Origin of the sequence: Ralstonia insidiosa (assembly GCF_008801405.1) — a bacterium.
In the GTDB taxonomy this organism is placed as follows: Bacteria; Pseudomonadota; Gammaproteobacteria; order Burkholderiales; family Burkholderiaceae; genus Ralstonia; species Ralstonia insidiosa.
Window position 1 is genome coordinate 2,643,937 of sequence record NZ_VZPV01000001.1, and the last position, 16,119, is coordinate 2,660,055.

Below are 16,119 nucleotides of genomic sequence, written 5' to 3' on the forward strand. Positions count from 1 at the left end.
TTTGGCCAAACATGCAGGGGGATGCCGCCCCGCTTGATCAACAACGGGCGGCTTTCTGGGCGATCAGCGACAGTCGTCGGCGGCGCCAGTGGGCGTCTTGGTCACGCCAACCGCCTCACCACGGCGGCCAAGCATGCGCTTGGCGATCCCGCGCAGGATGTTGACCTCCTCGGCCTCCAACTGCGTGCGGGCAAACAGACGCCGCAGGCGCGGCATCAGCTTCTTCGGTTGGGCAGGGTCGAGAAAACCGATCTCGACCAGGCCCTGCTCCAGGTGTTCGAACATGCCGTCGATCTGCTCGGCGGTGGCTGGCTCGCCGACAAAGCCGACGCCGTCCATGCGGGTGTCGCCCGTGCCGGTGTCGGTCAGCAACGCCATGCGCACCTCGTACGCAATCAACTGCACCGCCTGCGACAGGTTCAGCGACGCATACGCCGGATTGGCCGGAATGTGCGTGACGACATGGCAGCGGTCCACCACCTCGTTCGGCAAACCGAAACGCTCGTTGCCGAAGACGAAAGCGACGGTCGTGTCCGGCGCGGCCAGCAAAGCAGCCACCTCTTCCGCGGCGGCGCGCGGGCCGATGCGACGCGGGCCGAATTCGCGCGGGCGCGCCGTCAGGGCGATGGTGAGCGAAGCACCTGCCAGCGCTTCACCAATGTCGTCGACCACGCGGGCGCCGGCCAGGACGTCATGTGCGCCGCTTGCCATGGCAATAGCATCGGCGTGGGATTGGGCATCGGCCTCGCGCGGGCGCACAAGCACAAAGCTGCCCGGTTCGCCAAACCCCATGGTCTTGAGCGCGCGCGCCGTGGAGCCGACATTGCCGGGATGGCTGGTCTCGACCAGCACGAAACGGCAGCGCGCAGCGCGCTGGCGCAACGTTTCCGGGTCAGCGGGGGCAGTGTTCGGTGTGTTTTCCAGGGCGCTGGAGGCGGGGTTCATATACAATACGGCCACTCTTTTGACGGCGGGCAGGATCGTGTGATTGGCCCGCCGCTCGTTCTTCTACAATTCGCTGTGTTGTTCGTCAGTCGCCTTTCCGAAGAAACGGCGCACTGGCGCGGAGATCCGTCATGCATCCGATGCTCAATATCGCCGTCCGGGCTGCTCGCAAGGCCGGCACCATCATCAACCGCGCGTCCTTCGACGTCGATAGCCTGCGCACCGAGCGCAAACAACACAACGATTTCGTCACCGAAGTCGATCGCGCAGCCGAAGCCGCGATCATCGAAGTCATCAAGACTGCTTACCCCGATCACGCGATTCTAGCGGAAGAGTCCGGCCAGTCCTGGGCCGACGGCGAAACCGTGAGCGAAAACGTCTGGGTGATCGACCCGCTGGACGGCACCACCAACTTCATCCACGGCTTCCCGCAGTACTGCGTGTCGATCGCGTTGATGCAGCGCGGCGTGGTCACGCAGGCCGTGGTGTACGACCCGACGCGCGACGAGCTCTTCACCGCCTCCAAGGGCGCGGGCGCCTTCCTGAACAACCGCCGCATCCGCGTCACGCGCCGCGACAAGCTGGCCGATTGTCTGATCGGCACCGGCTTCCCGTACCGCGACATGGAAGGTCTGTACGACTACACCCGCCTGTTTGCCACCATGACGGAAAACTGCGCTGGCCTGCGCCGCCCGGGCGCTGCCGCACTAGACCTCGCCTACGTGGCATGCGGCCGCCTCGACGGTTTCTTCGAGCAAGGCATCAATGCGTGGGACATGGCCGCCGGTTCGCTGCTGATTACGGAATCGGGCGGCCTGGTCGGCAACTACTGCGGCGAAGCCGGCTACCTGGACCAAGGCGAAATCCTGGCAGGCAACCCGAAGGCCTTCGTGCAGATGCTCAAGATTACGTCGCCGTTCTCGCGATCGAAGGCATCGGAATAAGTCTGCCCAGCCTGAAAGAGAAAAAGCCCGCCAAAAAGCGGGCTTTTTTAGTTGCAGCGCTCTCGTTACTTCTTGGCGGCCGGCGGCTCGTTCGGTGCGAAGCTGAGCGACGGCAGTTCGGACTGCGCCTTCTCCGGCGTTTCCAATTCCGGCACCACGCGACCCACGATCAGACCCAGCGACGGCGAGGTGCGCACGTACTTGGTCTCACCCGCGTCCAGCGCGAAGCTCAGCGTCTTCTCGGTCTCGGTTGCGGTCGACACAACGTACTTGCCGGCCGGACGATCGACGAAGAAGAAGCCACCCGGCTTGGACTGCCCCACCACTTCGCTGTTGAGCTTGATGTCCGGTTGCAGTGCTGCGCCGATCAGCGACGACGAACGGAAGAAGTACACGCGGCCCTGATCCTGCTTGATCGTCGGGATGGTCGAGGCCATCTCGGAATACTTCACGCCCGAAGCGCACCCTGCCATGAGGACGGTAATACCAATGGCCGAAGCCAGTGCGCGCAAAACTCCCTTCATTGTGGTTCTCCTGTTGTGATTGGAACAGCTGTGGAAAGCGGGGAATACGCCTGCTCACCCGGCAGGTAGAAACCCACCAGGCGTTGATCCGCGATGACGAGATAGGCCTCGTGAACCTGGCGGCCTTCGATCGTGAAGATCGTGCCAACCGGGCGATAAACCACGCCCTGCGGCACCGTGCCCACGCGCTGCCAGTTCGAGCCTGCCGCGAGCGTGCGCGTGTAGCCCGTCTCCAGGCGAATCTCGGTTGGCGTTTTCAGTTGGAGGCGCGACGCGCCTGTCGCGCTATCGGCGGTCAGCGCAGCCGGCGCGGTGGATACCATCGGCGCACACGCGCCAAGGGCGGCTACGGCAATGCATACCGCAGCAAAATGCATCATTGGCTTTCGCACAACTCACTCCCTGAGTTTGTTATGGGTGCCGCGTGACGTTGACGCGGCGTTTGTGGGGAGCGATCTTAGTGAAGTGCTGCAAAAGTGGCATCCCCCCGGACCGGATTTTTGGTGGGGAGGGCGATACAAGTTTTTAAGAGCAGATTTAAGTGATGTTTAGTTTGCAGCATCCGGGGCACTGACAACGACCAACACCTCCGCCTGCTCTGCCCCCACGGAGCGCGTCCGGTGTGGAATGCGCGCATCGAACACCACCGAATCCCCGGCTGCCAACTGCACTGTCTGGCCAGCAAAGGCGACTTCCACCTCGCCGCGATGGACGAACAGCAACTCCTCGCCGTCGTGCTCCTTGAACGGCGACGCGCTGAAATCGGCCGGCGGAAAGATCACGAACGGCAGCAATGTCTTGCCGCTGCGCTGCGTGGCGATCCCTTCGTACCGCGGCTGCGTGCCGATGCTGCCGACGCGCGTGCGCTCCCCCGCCCGCACGATGGTGATGGCAGCAGATGAGGCGGATTCGCCGAACAGGTCTTCGGTAGGCACGCCGAGTGCCTGCGCCAACTTCATCGCCACGGCAATCGACGGCACCGAGACGCCGCGCTCGACCTTGGACAGGTAGCTCTTGGTGAGGCCGGTGCGTTCGGCCAGGGTCTCGAGTGTCCAGCCGTGGTTCTTGCGCAGCGGTTTCAGGCGTACGGTCATGGGGACGATCGTGTCATTGATATCGCCATGATTGTCACATAGGACACCGTGTGTCATACAATGCAACCCTGTCGATATCTCACGCTTGGCCATGAAAACCGCCCTCGCCCTGCGCCACGTTCCGTTCGAACATCTCGGCATCCTGCAGCCGCTGCTGGAAGCACGCGGCTATGCCGTGCGCTATGTGGACGTTGGGGTGCAATCCGTGCCGGCCGACGACATGGCCACGGCCGATTTGCTGATCGTGCTGGGCGGCCCTATCGGCGCGTATGACGACGCGATGTATCCGTTCGTGCGCGACGAGGCCGAGGCCATTGCGCAACGACTGGCCGCACGCCGGCCGCTGCTCGGCATCTGCCTCGGCGCGCAGTTGATGGCGCGGGCGCTGGGTGCGGCAGTCACGCCGATGGGGGTGAAGGAGATCGGCTTTGCACCAGTCACGCTCACCGCCGATGGCCTCAATTCACCGCTCGCGCCGCTGGCCGACGGCACGCCGGTGCTGCACTGGCATGGAGACCGTTACGACCTGCCGCCCGACGCGCGCCGGCTCGCCTCAACGGCCACTTGCGCGGAACAGGCCTTCGCCATCGGCGATCACGCACTCGGCCTGCAATTCCACCTGGAAGCGAATCTGGATGAGCTGGAGGCGTGGTTGATCGGGCATGCGGCGGAACTTGGCGCGGCGGGCATCGATCCGCGTGCATTGCGTGCGCAAGCGCCGGCAATCGCGGATCGCCTGGCACAGCGTGCTCGCGATGTGTTCACTGCCTGGCTCGATCGCGCGGAGGCTGCATGACGTTGCCCACCCCCATCCGCATCGACACCCTCCTCACTGGCCGCGCGGTCGACTACACGCGCCCCGGCTCACGCAGCGCCATCGACAAGCGCCCTGTGGCCGATGCAGTGCAGGTGGACATCAACGGCATCATCGGCGACGAACAAGGTGACCCACGCGTGCACGGCGGCCCCGACAAGGCGATCCACCACTACCCGTTTGACCACTACGCCGCGTGGCAGGCAGACATCGGTGCGCTGCCAGTGCTCGCGACACCAGGCGCGTTTGGCGAGAACCTGAGCACCACCGGCGTGACCGAAGCGGACATCTGCGTGGGGGATCGCTTGTGCGTGGGCAACGTAGTGCTGGAGGTGTCGCAACTACGCCAACCATGCTGGAAGCTCAACGACCGCTTTGACACGCGCGACATGGCACGCCGCGTGCAACACACAGGGCGCACCGGCTGGTACTACCGCGTACTGGAAGGCGGCACGCTGCGCGTGGGCGACACGCTGGCATGGCTCGAACGCCCATGGCCGCAATGGCCGCTGGCGCGCGTGCTGGACGTGCTCTATCGCAACATGCTGGATCGCGCCGCGCTGGAGGACATGCTGGCGCTGCCGCTCACGCCGTCATGGCGCAAGCTCGTGCAGGGCCGCCTCATGCGCGGTGAAGTGGAAAGCTGGGCCAAGCGCATCGATGGCCCAGCAAGCACAACGGCCTGATCAGAAGGTTTCCCAATCGGCGTCAGATCCGCCGCCGGCCACCGCCAGCGGCTGATTCTTGGCGATTGCGGGCGCTGCAGGCGCGGAGGCCGCCGGCTGAACGGCCAGCTTCGGCTCACGCTTGCGAACCACGGGGCTCAATGAGCTGACGGGCTTGGCCGGCTTGACGGCCACGGTTTTTGCAGTAGCCGCTGGCTTGGCGGGTTGCGCCAGTTGAGGCGCTGCGAACGCGACCGTCTCGGCGCCATCCAGGCGGAACTGCGACACCACCTGCGTGAGGTTCTTCGCCTGCTCTTCGAGCGACTGCGCAGCCGCCGCGGCCTCTTCCACCAGCGCGGCATTCTGCTGCGTCACCTGCTCCATCTCCGACACCGCCTGGCCGATCTGCATGATGCCCTGCGTCTGCTCCGTCGATGCGGCGGCAATGTCTTCGACGATGTTGGCGACGCGGCGCACGGCTTCCACCGTCTCGGCAATCGTCTCCCCCGCCTGCGATACCTGCGTGTGACCTGCTTGCACGCGAGAGACCGAATCGTCGATCAGCGTCTTGATCTCCTTGGCCGCGGCCGCGCTGCGCTGCGCCAGTGCTCGCACTTCACCTGCCACCACGGCAAACCCACGGCCCTGCTCACCGGCACGCGCGGCTTCCACCGCCGCGTTGAGTGCGAGGATGTTGGTCTGGAAAGCAATGCCGTCAATCACGCCGATGATGTCAGCCATCTTGCGCGAGCCCGCGCTGATGTCATCCATGGTGGCCACCACGCCACGCACCACCTCGCCGCCACGCGATGCCAGATCGGCGGCATTCGATGCCAATGCACTGGCTTGGCGCGCGCTCTCGGAGTTATTGCTAACCGTGGAGGTCATCTGCTCCATGCTGGCCGCCGTCTTCTCCAGCGATGCCGATTGCTGCTCCGTGCGCGTGGACAGATCCAGGTTACCGCTGGCGATTTCATGCGCGCCGGTGTTGACCGAATCGGAACTGCTGCGCACCTGGCGCACGGTGTTCACCAGGCTCTCACGCATGCGCGCCACCGCCGCCAGCAGGCGACCAAGCTCATTGCGACCACCGGTTTCGACATGCACCGCCAGATCGCCTTCAGCCACGCGCGAGAGCACCGTCACCGCTTCATTGAGCGGCGAGATCACGAACGCCTTGAGCGCATAGAACACGGCCACGATCAGCGCCAGCGCCAGCGCAATGCCCAGCGCAACGAACTTGAGGATTGTTTGGTAGCGCGCGAGGCCGTCATCGGTCTGGTCCTTTGCCAACTGTTTGACGCGTTGCTGGAAGCTTTCGATCTGCGCCGACCACGCTGCGCCCGTGTCCGTCACATCCTTGTAGTTGAGGGGCGCATAGGCCGCGGCATCGCCTGCACGCAGGGCCGCCAGAGCGCGCTGCACGGCTTCGATATGCGTCTGCGCGGCCTGGACGATTGACTGGCGCAAGACGTCGTCGACACCCTCGATGGGCGGCGCGTTCTTGAACGCTTCCACCTGCGCGATAGCCTTCTTCAGGCCCTTCTCCGAGCTTTCAAGCGCGGCGGTCTTGGCCGCGTCGTCCATGTTCTCGCGCAGCACGCTGTACAGCCGCGACATGCCGGTGCGCGCGCGCTGCATGTCCTTGTAGGCGTCATTCAGGAGCATGCTGCGATCCGAGATGTCATGCACACGCTCGGTTGCAGCGTTGGTCGTGCGCAGTGCGAGCACGCCAACCGCTGCGCCAACCACGATCATCAACGCAAACGTGATCAGAATCGCCAGCAGGCCAGCGCGCACGCTGGTGTTCTTCAGAACACGGTCCATCTTTGTCTCCGTAGTCCGGCCAGCACACGATTGCACCGCGCCGGAAGCAGGCGTGCTATGCCGCCCGCCGGGTCAGCAAGGTGAATAAGAGGTTAAAAGGTTTCCCAGTCGGCATCGTCGCCGGCGGCCACCAGAGGCTTGGGTTTCGTCAGGCTGGCGGGCACGGCAACCGGCGCTGCAACCACCGGTTTGTCGACTGGCTTGTCAGCCGATTTGCGCAGCAGCGGTGCCTTGCGTGGCGTCAGCTTGGGCTTGGCGGCTTCAGTACTCGGCTTGGCAGGTTCGCGGCGCGGGGCTTCGGCCTTGAGCGCTACCGGCGCTACCAGCGAGACGTGTGCAATGGTTGGCTCAACCTTGGCAACCATCGCAGGCGCACGCAGTGCATGGGCATCGAGGCGGAACTGCGCCACCACCTGCGTCAGGCTCACCGCCTGCTCTTCCAATGATTGGGCGGCAGCGGCCGCCTCTTCCACCAGCGCGGCGTTCTGCTGCGTAGCATCGTCAAGCTGCGTGACGGCATGGCTCACTTCTTCAATGCCCGAGCGCTGCTCCTGGCTCGCAGAGGAAATCTCGCCCACGATGTCGGTCACACGCTTCACGCTCGCAACGATTTCGCGCATGGTCGTGCCGGCTTCTTCCACCAGCGCACTGCCTGCATCCACGTTGTTGACGGAATCGTCGATCAACGCCTTGATCTCCTTGGCCGCTGCCGCGCTGCGTTGCGCGAGGCTGCGCACCTCACCTGCCACGACCGCAAACCCACGGCCCTGCTCACCTGCGCGCGCGGCTTCCACAGCGGCATTGAGCGCGAGGATGTTGGTCTGGAAAGCAATGCCGTCAATCACGCCGATGATGTCGACGATCTTGCGCGACGAGGCGTTGATCGAGCCCATCGTCTCCACCACGCGCGTCACCACCTCGCCGCCGCGCACAGCAACGTCAGACGCGGACACGGCAAGCTGGTTGGCCTGCTGCGCGTTGTCGGCGTTCTGCTGCACGGTCGACATCAGCTCTTCCATGGCCGACGCCGTCTCTTCCAACGAGCTGGCCTGCTGCTCGGTGCGGGAAGACAGATCCAGGTTGCCGCTGGCGATTTCGCGCGTGGCCGTGCCGATGGTGTCCGATGCGCCCTTGATGCGGCCGATGGTCTGCACCAGCGCACCGCGCATGCGGCCCATGGCGTAGAGCAGGCTGTGTTGGTCGTCAGGGCGGGTGTTGATCTCCACGGTCAGGTCACCGCCGGCAATGCGGTTGGCCACGTCTGCCGCGTAAGACGGGTCGCCGCCCAGCGTGCGCTGCAGGCTGCGGTTGGCCACGCTGCCCAGCAAGACCAGCAATGCCGCGACCAGCGCCAGCAGGCCACCGGTCTGGTACAGCGAGGTCATGAACGCGGCGTTGATGTCGTCCATGTAGACGCCGGTCGAAAACACCCAGTCCCACGGCTCGTAGCGCATGGCGAAGGCGGTCTTGGGTACCGGCTCCGTACCGCCGACTTTCGGCCACACATAGCTGGTGAAGCCGCCCTTCGGGTCCTTCGCAGCGTTGGTCAGGCCAACGTAGACCGCGTTGCCCTGCGCATCCTTGAAACCGGTTTGATCCTTGCCGTTGAACTCTGACTTGATCGGGTGCTGCACCACCACATAGTTCGAGTTGTTGATGGTGAAGTAGCCGTCCTTGTCGTAGCGCAGCGCCTTGAAGCGGTCCAGCGCCTGCTTCTGCGCTTCTTCCTTGGTCAGCGCGCCGCTCTTGGCCAGGTCGTCGTACTGCTTGACCAGATTCATCGCCATGGTGGTCACGCTGACGAGGTTGTTCTTGCGTTCCTCGATGCGGATCTCACGCGCCTGATAGGCGTTGAACACCGAGATCAAGGTCAGCGCGATCAGGCTGATGACCAGCGGCAGCCAAAGCTTTTGGCGGAAGCTGAGATTGCTCATTCCAGAGTCTCCAGGGTGGGAACCGATGGCGCAATGTGCGCAATGCGTCTCTCTATGGTTTTAGCGTTCCGGATGGTCTATCGGCAACGTGTTCACCAATCTTGAGTAGCCCGCATAGGCAGATCGTCAGGCGCTGGCTGCCGGCGCCCCGGTGGTCTGCATGCTCAAGGTGAGCAAGCCTTTGCAAAAAGGGCCATGTTGTGCAGAATATTTTTGACTGAAAATTGATAATCGACGATGAAAACCACGCTCGAAGAACTGCTCGCCTTCCGCACGGTGGTGGATACCGGCTCCGTGACGGCTGCTGCCGAGCAGCTCGGCCAGACCGTCTCGGGCGTGAGCCGTGCGTTGCGCCGACTGGAAGAAAAGCTGGAGACCACGCTGCTGTCGCGCACCACGCGCCGTCTGTCGCTGACCGACGAAGGCACGGTGTTTCTGGCGCAGGCGCGGCAGATCCTGTCTGCCGTGGATGAAGCCGAGGAGCAGATCGCCCTGCGCCGCCAGCAACCCGCCGGGCGCCTGCGGGTCAACGCCGCCATGCCGTTCATGCTGCACGTGATCGCGCCGTTGGTGCCCGACTTTCGCGCCCAGTATCCTCAGATCGAACTGGAGCTGAACACCAACGATCTGATCATCGACCTGTTGGAAGAAGATACCGACGTGGCCATCCGCATCGGCACGCTGCGTGATTCCACGCTGCGCGCGCGGCTGCTTGGCACACGCCGGCTGCGCGTGCTGGCAAGCCCCGCCTATCTCAAGGCACATGGCCGGCCACGCTCGGTGGACGATTTGCGCCAACACACGCTGCTCGGGTTCGCGCAGCCGGAATCGCTCAACCAGTGGCCCCTGCGCGGCCCGCACGGCGATCATTTCCGCATCGAGCCCGCGCTCAAGGCATCCAGCGGTGAGACCCTACGCCAGCTTGCCCTGCAAGGCGCCGGCATCGTCTGCCTGGCCGACTTCATGACCGCCGAAGACCGCCGCACAGGTGATCTCGTACAAGTTCTGCCGGATGCCACTGTTGAGGTGCTGCAACCCATTCACGCGGTCTACTACCGAAACACACAACTAGCCTCACGGATTGCGTGCTTTCTGGATGTTCTGGAAGCGCGACTGGCCTCCTGACCCCATGACGTCTGCACACGTGCTGATTCGCCCCGAAGCCCCCGCCGACACGGCCTCCATTGAAGTCGTCACCATCGCCGCTTTTCGTGATGCGGAGCACACAAGCCACAACGAGCAGGACATCGTCCGCGCGTTGCGCGAGGCAGGTGCACTCACCGTTTCGCTGGTTGCCGAGCGCGATGGTGCGGTGGTCGGACACGTCGCCATTTCACCGGTATTGGTTGCCGATGGCACGTCCGGCTGGTTTGGGCTCGGGCCGATTTCCGTACTGCAAGCTGAGCAAGGCTGCGGCATCGGCGCGGGCCTGACGCGCGCCGCGCTGGACCAATTGCGCACGCTGGGCGCGGCGGGCTGCGTCGTGCTCGGTGATCCGGCCTACTACGGCCGCTTCGGCTTTCGTGCAGAACCTTCGCTCGTGTTTCCGGGGGTGCCGGCAGAGTACTTCCAGGCCCTGACCTTCCGGGGCACGCTGCCCAACGGCATAGTCACCTACCACCCTGGGTTTTACGCATAACGTTGCGGACAATTCGCCAGGAAGCGGCTGCCCACCTGTGCAACAATTGCGCGATTCAACACCTTCCGCGCGCGATTCCATCGCATTACATCGGATCGCGCGCCGCGCCTTAGTACTCATTGCACCGCATGGCTGAACACTCCGCTCCGGCTCTGGAGATCGACCCGAAATACGGCCCCTTCGACAAGCACACCCCGATGATGCAGCAATACCTGCGGCTCAAATCGGGGCATCCGCACACGCTTGTCTTCTATCGCATGGGCGATTTCTACGAGCTCTTCTTTGAAGACGCCGAGAAAGCCTCCCGCCTGCTCGACATCACGCTCACCGCGCGCGGCAGCTCCAACGGGCACCCGATCCGCATGGCGGGCATTCCGTTCCACGCCGCCGAGCAATACCTCGCCAAGCTGGTCAAGCTGGGGGAATCGGTCGCCATCTGCGAGCAGATCGGGGACCCGGCCACCACCAAGGGCCCAGTCGAACGCAAGGTCGTGCGCGTGGTCACGCCCGGCACGCTCACCGATGCGGCGCTGCTCTCCGACAAGGTCAACAACCACCTGCTGGCCATCGCACACCTGCCGGGCAAGCGCGGTGCAGCCCCGCTGATCGGCCTGGCGTGGCTCAACCTTGTCGGCGGTGAGCTGCGCTTGATGGAGTGCAGCCCCGACCAGCTCGACCGCGAACTCGAACGCATCCGTCCCGCCGAAGTGCTGGCCGATGATGCGACGCTCAACGCCATCACTTTCGACGTCGCCCGCACACGCCTGCCCGACTGGCATTTCGACGTGGAAGCCGGCGCACGCCGCCTGCGCGAGCAACTGGGCGTCGCAAGCCTCGTCGCCTTCGGCGCGGACACGTTGACGGCGGCACTGGCCGCCGCCGGCGCATTGCTGAACTACGCGGCGGCCACGCAGGGCCAATCGCTGCGGCACGTGATCGGCCTGACCGTCGAACACGAAAGCGAATTCATCGGCCTGGACACCGCCACGCGCCGCAATCTGGAACTGACGGAAACACTGCGCGGGCAGGAATCGCCCACGCTGTTCTCGCTGCTCGACACCTGCGCCACCAGCATGGGCAGCCGCCTGCTGCGTCACTGGCTGCATCACCCGCTGCGTGACCGTGCGATTCCGCAGGCGCGTCAGCAGGCCATCGAGGTGCTGCTCGGCAGCGATTGGCAGACGCTGCGCGCGACGCTGCGCACGCTATCCGATGTGGAACGCATTACCGGGCGGCTCGCGCTGTTGAGCGCCCGCCCGCGCGATCTCTCTTCACTGCGCGACACGCTTGCACGCCTGCCCGAGATCCGCGAAGAGCTGCCCAAAGACGACAATGCGAGCGATGCCGCCCCGTTGCTGGCCGAGCTGTACGCCGCGCTCACGCTGCCCGAAGATGCCCACGCCCTGCTCCAGCGCGCCGTGATGGCCGAACCGGCGGCGATGGTGCGCGACGGCGGCGTCATTGCCCGCGGCTACGATGCCGATCTCGATGAGTTGCGCGACATCTCCGAAAACTGCGGCCAGTTCCTCGTCGACCTGGAAGCACGCGAGCGCGAACGCACCGGCATCGCCAACCTGCGTGTCGAGTACAACCGCGTGCACGGCTTCTACATCGAAGTCACCAACGGCCAGGCCGCCAAGGTGCCCGATGATTACCGTCGCCGCCAGACGCTCAAGAACGCCGAGCGCTACATCACGCCCGAGCTGAAGGCGTTTGAGGACAAGGCGCTCTCTGCGCAGGACCGCGCTCTGTCGCGTGAAAAACTTCTCTACGAAGAGTTGCTGCAGAAGCTGCTGCCACATCTGGCCGAGTTCAAGCGCATCGCCGCCGCGCTGGCGCAGGCCGACGTGCTGGCCACGCTGGCCGAGCGCGCGCATGCGCTGTCATGGTCGCGCCCGACGTTGACGGATGCCCCCGGCATCGAGCTGACGCGTGCGCGCCATCCGGTGGTCGAACAGCAAGTCGAACAGTTCGTCGCCAACGACTGCGTACTCCAAGAAGCACGCAAGCTGCTGCTCATCACCGGCCCGAACATGGGCGGTAAATCGACCTTCATGCGGCAGACCGCGCTGGTCGTGCTGCTCGCCTATGTTGGCGCCTTCGTGCCTGCCGAGGCCGCCACCATCGGCCCGATCGACCGCATCTTCACGCGTATCGGCGCAGCAGACGATCTGGCGGGCGGCCGCTCGACCTTTATGGTCGAGATGACCGAAGCCGCTGCCATCCTGCACCGCGCCACCGCCAACAGCCTGGTGCTGATGGACGAGATCGGGCGTGGCACGAGCACGTTCGATGGTCTGGCGCTTGCCTGGGCGATTGCACGCCACCTGCTCTCGCACAACCGCAGCCACACGCTGTTCGCCACGCACTATTTCGAGCTGACGCAACTGCCACAGGAATTCGCGCAGGCCGCCAACGTACACCTCTCGGCCGTGGAGCATGGCGATGGCATCGTCTTCCTGCACGCTGTGCAGGAAGGCCCGGCCAGCCAAAGCTATGGCCTGCAGGTCGCGCAACTGGCAGGCGTACCGCAGCCGGTCATCCGCGCCGCGCGCAAGCGGCTGGCATGGCTGGAGCAGCATTCCGCCGACACTGGCGCCACACCACAACTCGATCTGTTTGCGCTCGCCGCCGATACGCCCATCGCTGATGAAGATGAGGACGAAGCACCAGCGGAGGCGGCCAACAGCGCGCTGGCCGAGGCCCTGGCAGGCATCGATCCCGACGACATGACGCCGCGTGAAGCGCTCGACGCGCTGTACCGGCTCAAGGCGCTGTCCACCCCATCTGCCTGATGCCCCGGCCCGGCTCGATTTCGCGCACGCTCAAAGGCATCGCCATCGTGTTGGCGATGCTGGTGCCGGCTGCCGGAATGGCAGCCACGTCCGCGCCCAAGGATCCCAAGCCGGCCGCCCCGTCCAGCTTCACCTTCGCGATCATCGGCAACGTGCCTGAACGCGCTGATGAGGAAGCTCCAGCGCGCACGCTGCTCGACGCCATCGATGCCGAACACCCGGCCTTTGTCGTCCACCTGGGCAACCTGAAGGGCCGCGATGAGTCCTGCGCCGACACCCTGCTCGAAGCACGCCACGATCTGCTCAACAGCCTGAGCGCACCGCTCATCTACATACCCGGTGACCACGATTGGAGCGACTGCCAGCGCCCCGCTGCCGGCCGCTTCGACCCGATCGAACGCCTGCTGCGCCTGCGCGAGTTGTTCTACCCCGACGACAACACGCTCGGTCAGCGCGCCATGACGATCATGCGCCAGTCCGATCAGGCCAAGTTCCGCAGCTACCGCGAGAACACGCGCTGGGAAACGGACGGCGTGCTGTTCGTCACCCTCAACGTGCCCGGCGACAACAACAACTACAAGACCGCGGGTGGGCGCAACGGTGAATATGAAGACCGCCTCGAAGCCAATCGCCAGTGGCTGGCGCGCGCCTTCGGCGTGGCCCGCCAGCGCAAGGCGCCTGGCGTGGTCATCATGATGCAAGCTGACCCGCTGTTTGAAGATGGCTGGGAGCGGCGTCGCGCGCCAAACCTGCTCGACGGTCTGCTGCGCCGCCGCCCGCACGACGGCTATCTGGCACTCAAGCGCCAGTTGCGCACGCTCACGCGTGACTACGATGGCGCCGTCCTGCTCATCCACGGTGCCAGCCAGACCTTCCTGCTCGATCGTCCGCTCAAGGATGAAGACGGCCGCCCGGACCCGCATGTCATGCGTGCCCGCACGTATGGCTCGCCCACGCTCGATCAATGGCTGGAAGTGTCAGTCACGCCGGGCCGCACGCCATTGTTTCACGTGCGGGGTCGCCGCATCGCCAGCGAACCGCCGCCGGAGGCGGTTCCCACACCCGTACAGTCCATACCCGCGCAATAAAAAACGGGAGCCAAGGCTCCCGTTTCTCATGTGTGCTGCAGAATCAGACGATCAGTGCAGCGTGTGCGGCTTGTCGTCGTCTTCATCCTCGTCGACCACTTCGAGGCCGGTTTCGCCGTGCACGTGGCCGTGCTCGATCTCTTCGGCAGTGGCTTCACGCACGTCCGTCACCTTCAGCTCGAAGCGCAGCGCCATGCCAGCCAGCGGGTGATTGCCATCCAGCACAACCTTGTCTTCCGCCACGTCCGTAACGGTGTAGACGACGGCGTCTTCCTCGTCACCGTCTTCAGGCACGCCCTCGAACTGCATGCCGACTTCGAGCGGCTCCGGAAAACGGTCACGCGGCTCGATCTTGATCAGCTCCTGATCGTAGTCGCCAAAAGCGTCGTCCGGTTCCAGCTGCAGCTTGGTCTCAAAGCCTTGCTCCTGGCCGTCCAGCGCTTCCTCGATCTTGGGGAACGTGCCATCATAGCCGCCGTGCAAGTACACCATCGGCTCATCGGATTCCTCGATGACGTTGCCCTGCGCGTCGGACAGTTTGTAAGCCACCGACACCACCGTATTCTTCGCGATTTTCAATTGCGCACTCCATGAACGAAGTCCCATTATACGCTGCCGATGGCGGCGTCCAAGGCAGCGACCAAACTGCCCTTCCGGCGGGACGTCCGGCACAGCTGCTGGGCGGTCTGTCACCACGCGATTTCATGCGCACACACTGGCAAAAGAAGCCTCTGCTGATCCGCCAGGCGCTCTCCCCTGATGAGATGCGTGCGCTGCACTTTCCATTGTCACCCGAACGGGTGCTGGCGCTGGCGCAACGTCCGGACGTGGAATCCCGGCTGATCGCCCAATCGCGCGGGCGCTGGTCGTTCACGCAAGGCCCGTTTGACGAGCGGCCCCTGCCCTCACGCAAGACGCGCAACTGGTCCGTGCTTGTGCAGGGTGCGAACCTCGTGGAACCGGCGGTTGAAGCGCTGATGCAGCGTTTCCGCTTCATCCCCGACGCGCGGCTCGACGACGTGATGATCAGTTTCGCCACCGACGGCGGCGGTGTCGGCCCGCATTTCGATTCGTACGACGTGTTCCTGCTGCAAGCCCACGGCAAACGCCGTTGGCGCATTTCGGCGCAGGACGATCTCACGCTCGTGCCGGACCTGCCACTCAAGATCCTCGCCAACTTCCAGCCTGAAGAAGAATTTGTGCTGGAGCCCGGCGACATGCTGTACCTGCCCCCACACTACGCGCACGACGGTGTGGCCGAGGGCGACTGCATGACGTATTCGATCGGCTTCCGCTCCCCGTCGTACCGCGAACTGGCCGGCCACTTCCTCGGCTTCCTCTCTCAAACGCTCGAAGACGATCCCAACTTTGAAGGCCGCTACACCGATCCCGAGCAGAAGCCCACGGAGCACCCCGGCGAACTGCCTGTCGCCATGGTCAAGGCGCTCACGCAGAAACTCAACGCGCTGCGCTGGACACCCGAGCTCGTCGGCGAATTCCTCGGCGCCTACCTGACCGAGCCGAAAGACCATATCGACTTCATCACCCAGCCGCGCTTACCGCTCGCGCGCTTCACTGCCCGAGCACGCAAGGAAGGCGTTGTACTGGACGCGCGCACGCAAGCGCTCTACAGCAGTCAGCACTTCTGGATCAACGGCGACACATTTGAGCCGCCGGGTACGCTGCTTGCGTGGCTATCTGCGTTATCTGACCGACGCAGCGCCAGCGGAGCGTCCGTCGATGCAGTCGCCGATCTGCCAGACCTGATGGATACGCTGCATGCTTGGTATGAAGAAGGTTGGCTACGTCTGGCAGGACCTGGGACGCGCTGATTCGCGCTGAAACAGATC

15 protein-coding genes are annotated in these 16,119 nt (G+C 64.5%); 8 read left to right on the forward strand and 7 right to left on the reverse strand.

All coding sequences use genetic code 11. The features are described 5' to 3' along the window. Nucleotides 1-63 precede the first annotated feature (63 nt). Nucleotides 64-945 carry an RNA methyltransferase gene (locus F7R11_RS12525; protein ID WP_064803914.1) on the reverse strand — a complete coding sequence of 294 codons (882 nt, stop codon included), beginning with the start codon at nucleotides 943-945 and terminating at the stop codon, nucleotides 64-66. Between the two features lie 131 nt (nucleotides 946-1,076). On the opposite strand from F7R11_RS12525, the gene F7R11_RS12530 reads away from it, so the two are divergent. Continuing rightward, nucleotides 1,077-1,889 (forward strand): inositol monophosphatase family protein, encoded by an 813-nt coding sequence (locus F7R11_RS12530; RefSeq protein WP_021194112.1) that lies wholly within the window; start codon nucleotides 1,077-1,079, stop codon nucleotides 1,887-1,889. 65 nt (nucleotides 1,890-1,954) lie between these two features. Here F7R11_RS12530 and F7R11_RS12535 read toward each other — a convergent pair whose 3' ends face one another. The 3 genes from F7R11_RS12535 to F7R11_RS12545 form a co-directional block, all read right to left on the reverse strand. Next, nucleotides 1,955-2,413, reverse strand: coding sequence for a DUF2846 domain-containing protein (locus F7R11_RS12535; protein ID WP_021194111.1), 459 nt, complete (start codon nucleotides 2,411-2,413; stop codon nucleotides 1,955-1,957). Continuing rightward, the gene (locus F7R11_RS12540) at nucleotides 2,410-2,805 is read right to left on the reverse strand and encodes a hypothetical protein (protein ID WP_037011383.1); all 396 of its coding nucleotides are present in this window, start codon (nucleotides 2,803-2,805) and stop codon (nucleotides 2,410-2,412) included. Before F7R11_RS12540 ends, F7R11_RS12535 begins: the two co-directional genes overlap by 4 nt. 156 nt (nucleotides 2,806-2,961) lie before the next feature. Beyond that, on the reverse strand, nucleotides 2,962-3,507 hold the full coding sequence (locus F7R11_RS12545) for a helix-turn-helix domain-containing protein (RefSeq protein WP_064803916.1): 546 nt from the start codon (nucleotides 3,505-3,507) through the stop codon (nucleotides 2,962-2,964). Nucleotides 3,508-3,598: 91 nt separating this feature from the next. Here F7R11_RS12545 and F7R11_RS12550 point away from each other — a divergent pair, with 91 nt between their 5' ends. Next, entirely contained in the window at nucleotides 3,599-4,303 is a 705-nt protein-coding gene (locus F7R11_RS12550; protein WP_064803918.1) for a glutamine amidotransferase, read from the forward strand. After that, the gene (locus F7R11_RS12555; RefSeq protein WP_064803920.1) at nucleotides 4,300-5,007 is read left to right on the forward strand and encodes an MOSC domain-containing protein; all 708 of its coding nucleotides are present in this window, start codon (nucleotides 4,300-4,302) and stop codon (nucleotides 5,005-5,007) included. Before F7R11_RS12550 ends, F7R11_RS12555 begins: the two co-directional genes overlap by 4 nt. Here F7R11_RS12555 and F7R11_RS12560 read toward each other — a convergent pair whose 3' ends face one another. Next, nucleotides 5,008-6,813: a methyl-accepting chemotaxis protein gene (locus F7R11_RS12560; protein ID WP_064803922.1), complete on the reverse strand. Its 1,806-nt coding sequence runs from the start codon at nucleotides 6,811-6,813 to the stop codon at nucleotides 5,008-5,010. A 92-nt stretch (nucleotides 6,814-6,905) separates the two neighbouring features. Then, on the reverse strand, nucleotides 6,906-8,747 hold the full coding sequence (locus F7R11_RS12565; protein ID WP_064803924.1) for a methyl-accepting chemotaxis protein: 1,842 nt from the start codon (nucleotides 8,745-8,747) through the stop codon (nucleotides 6,906-6,908). Nucleotides 8,748-8,984: 237 nt separating this feature from the next. Between F7R11_RS12565 and F7R11_RS12570 the strand changes: the two genes are divergently transcribed. The 4 genes from F7R11_RS12570 to F7R11_RS12585 all read left to right on the forward strand — a co-directional run bounded on the left by F7R11_RS12570 (nucleotide 8,985) and on the right by F7R11_RS12585 (nucleotide 14,269). Further along, nucleotides 8,985-9,872 (forward strand): LysR family transcriptional regulator, encoded by an 888-nt coding sequence (locus tag F7R11_RS12570; protein WP_064803925.1) that lies wholly within the window; start codon nucleotides 8,985-8,987, stop codon nucleotides 9,870-9,872. 4 nt (nucleotides 9,873-9,876) lie between these two features. Beyond that, nucleotides 9,877-10,386, forward strand: coding sequence for a GNAT family N-acetyltransferase (locus F7R11_RS12575; RefSeq protein ID WP_064803926.1), 510 nt, complete (start codon nucleotides 9,877-9,879; stop codon nucleotides 10,384-10,386). A gap of 128 nt (nucleotides 10,387-10,514) precedes the next feature. Continuing rightward, nucleotides 10,515-13,181, forward strand: a complete 2,667-nt coding sequence (gene mutS / locus F7R11_RS12580) for a DNA mismatch repair protein MutS (RefSeq protein ID WP_064803927.1) — start codon at nucleotides 10,515-10,517, stop codon at nucleotides 13,179-13,181. Beyond that, nucleotides 13,181-14,269 carry a metallophosphoesterase family protein gene (locus tag F7R11_RS12585; protein WP_064803929.1) on the forward strand — a complete coding sequence of 363 codons (1,089 nt, stop codon included), beginning with the start codon at nucleotides 13,181-13,183 and terminating at the stop codon, nucleotides 14,267-14,269. The genes mutS and F7R11_RS12585 overlap by 1 nt, the downstream gene beginning before the upstream one ends. A 51-nt stretch (nucleotides 14,270-14,320) precedes the next feature. Here the strand turns inward: F7R11_RS12585 and F7R11_RS12590 are convergent, their stop codons facing one another. Beyond that, a complete protein-coding gene (locus F7R11_RS12590) occupies nucleotides 14,321-14,848 on the reverse strand; it encodes an FKBP-type peptidyl-prolyl cis-trans isomerase (RefSeq protein WP_021194100.1) in 528 nt (175 codons plus the stop codon). Between the two features lie 11 nt (nucleotides 14,849-14,859). On the opposite strand from F7R11_RS12590, the gene F7R11_RS12595 reads away from it, so the two are divergent. Further along, nucleotides 14,860-16,101, forward strand: coding sequence for a ribosomal protein uL16 3-hydroxylase (locus F7R11_RS12595; RefSeq protein WP_064803931.1), 1,242 nt, complete (start codon nucleotides 14,860-14,862; stop codon nucleotides 16,099-16,101). Nucleotides 16,102-16,119 lie beyond the last annotated feature (18 nt).

What these genes read in the sequence shown, in the direction of transcription:
- F7R11_RS12525 (WP_064803914.1), bottom strand. Translation starts at nt 945, where the DNA reads ATGAACCCCGCCTCCAGCGCCCTGGAAAACACACCGAACACTGCCCCC.
- F7R11_RS12530 (WP_021194112.1), top strand. Translation starts at nt 1,077, where the DNA reads ATGCATCCGATGCTCAATATCGCCGTCCGGGCTGCTCGCAAGGCCGGC.
- F7R11_RS12535 (WP_021194111.1), bottom strand. Translation starts at nt 2,413, where the DNA reads ATGAAGGGAGTTTTGCGCGCACTGGCTTCGGCCATTGGTATTACCGTC.
- F7R11_RS12545 (WP_064803916.1), bottom strand. Translation starts at nt 3,507, where the DNA reads ATGACCGTACGCCTGAAACCGCTGCGCAAGAACCACGGCTGGACACTC.
- F7R11_RS12550 (WP_064803918.1), top strand. Translation starts at nt 3,599, where the DNA reads ATGAAAACCGCCCTCGCCCTGCGCCACGTTCCGTTCGAACATCTCGGC.
- F7R11_RS12555 (WP_064803920.1), top strand. Translation starts at nt 4,300, where the DNA reads ATGACGTTGCCCACCCCCATCCGCATCGACACCCTCCTCACTGGCCGC.
- F7R11_RS12560 (WP_064803922.1), bottom strand. Translation starts at nt 6,813, where the DNA reads ATGGACCGTGTTCTGAAGAACACCAGCGTGCGCGCTGGCCTGCTGGCG.
- F7R11_RS12565 (WP_064803924.1), bottom strand. Translation starts at nt 8,747, where the DNA reads ATGAGCAATCTCAGCTTCCGCCAAAAGCTTTGGCTGCCGCTGGTCATC.
- F7R11_RS12570 (WP_064803925.1), top strand. Translation starts at nt 8,985, where the DNA reads ATGAAAACCACGCTCGAAGAACTGCTCGCCTTCCGCACGGTGGTGGAT.
- F7R11_RS12575 (WP_064803926.1), top strand. Translation starts at nt 9,877, where the DNA reads ATGACGTCTGCACACGTGCTGATTCGCCCCGAAGCCCCCGCCGACACG.
- mutS (WP_064803927.1), top strand. Translation starts at nt 10,515, where the DNA reads ATGGCTGAACACTCCGCTCCGGCTCTGGAGATCGACCCGAAATACGGC.
- F7R11_RS12585 (WP_064803929.1), top strand. Translation starts at nt 13,181, where the DNA reads ATGCCCCGGCCCGGCTCGATTTCGCGCACGCTCAAAGGCATCGCCATC.
- F7R11_RS12595 (WP_064803931.1), top strand. Translation starts at nt 14,860, where the DNA reads ATGAACGAAGTCCCATTATACGCTGCCGATGGCGGCGTCCAAGGCAGC.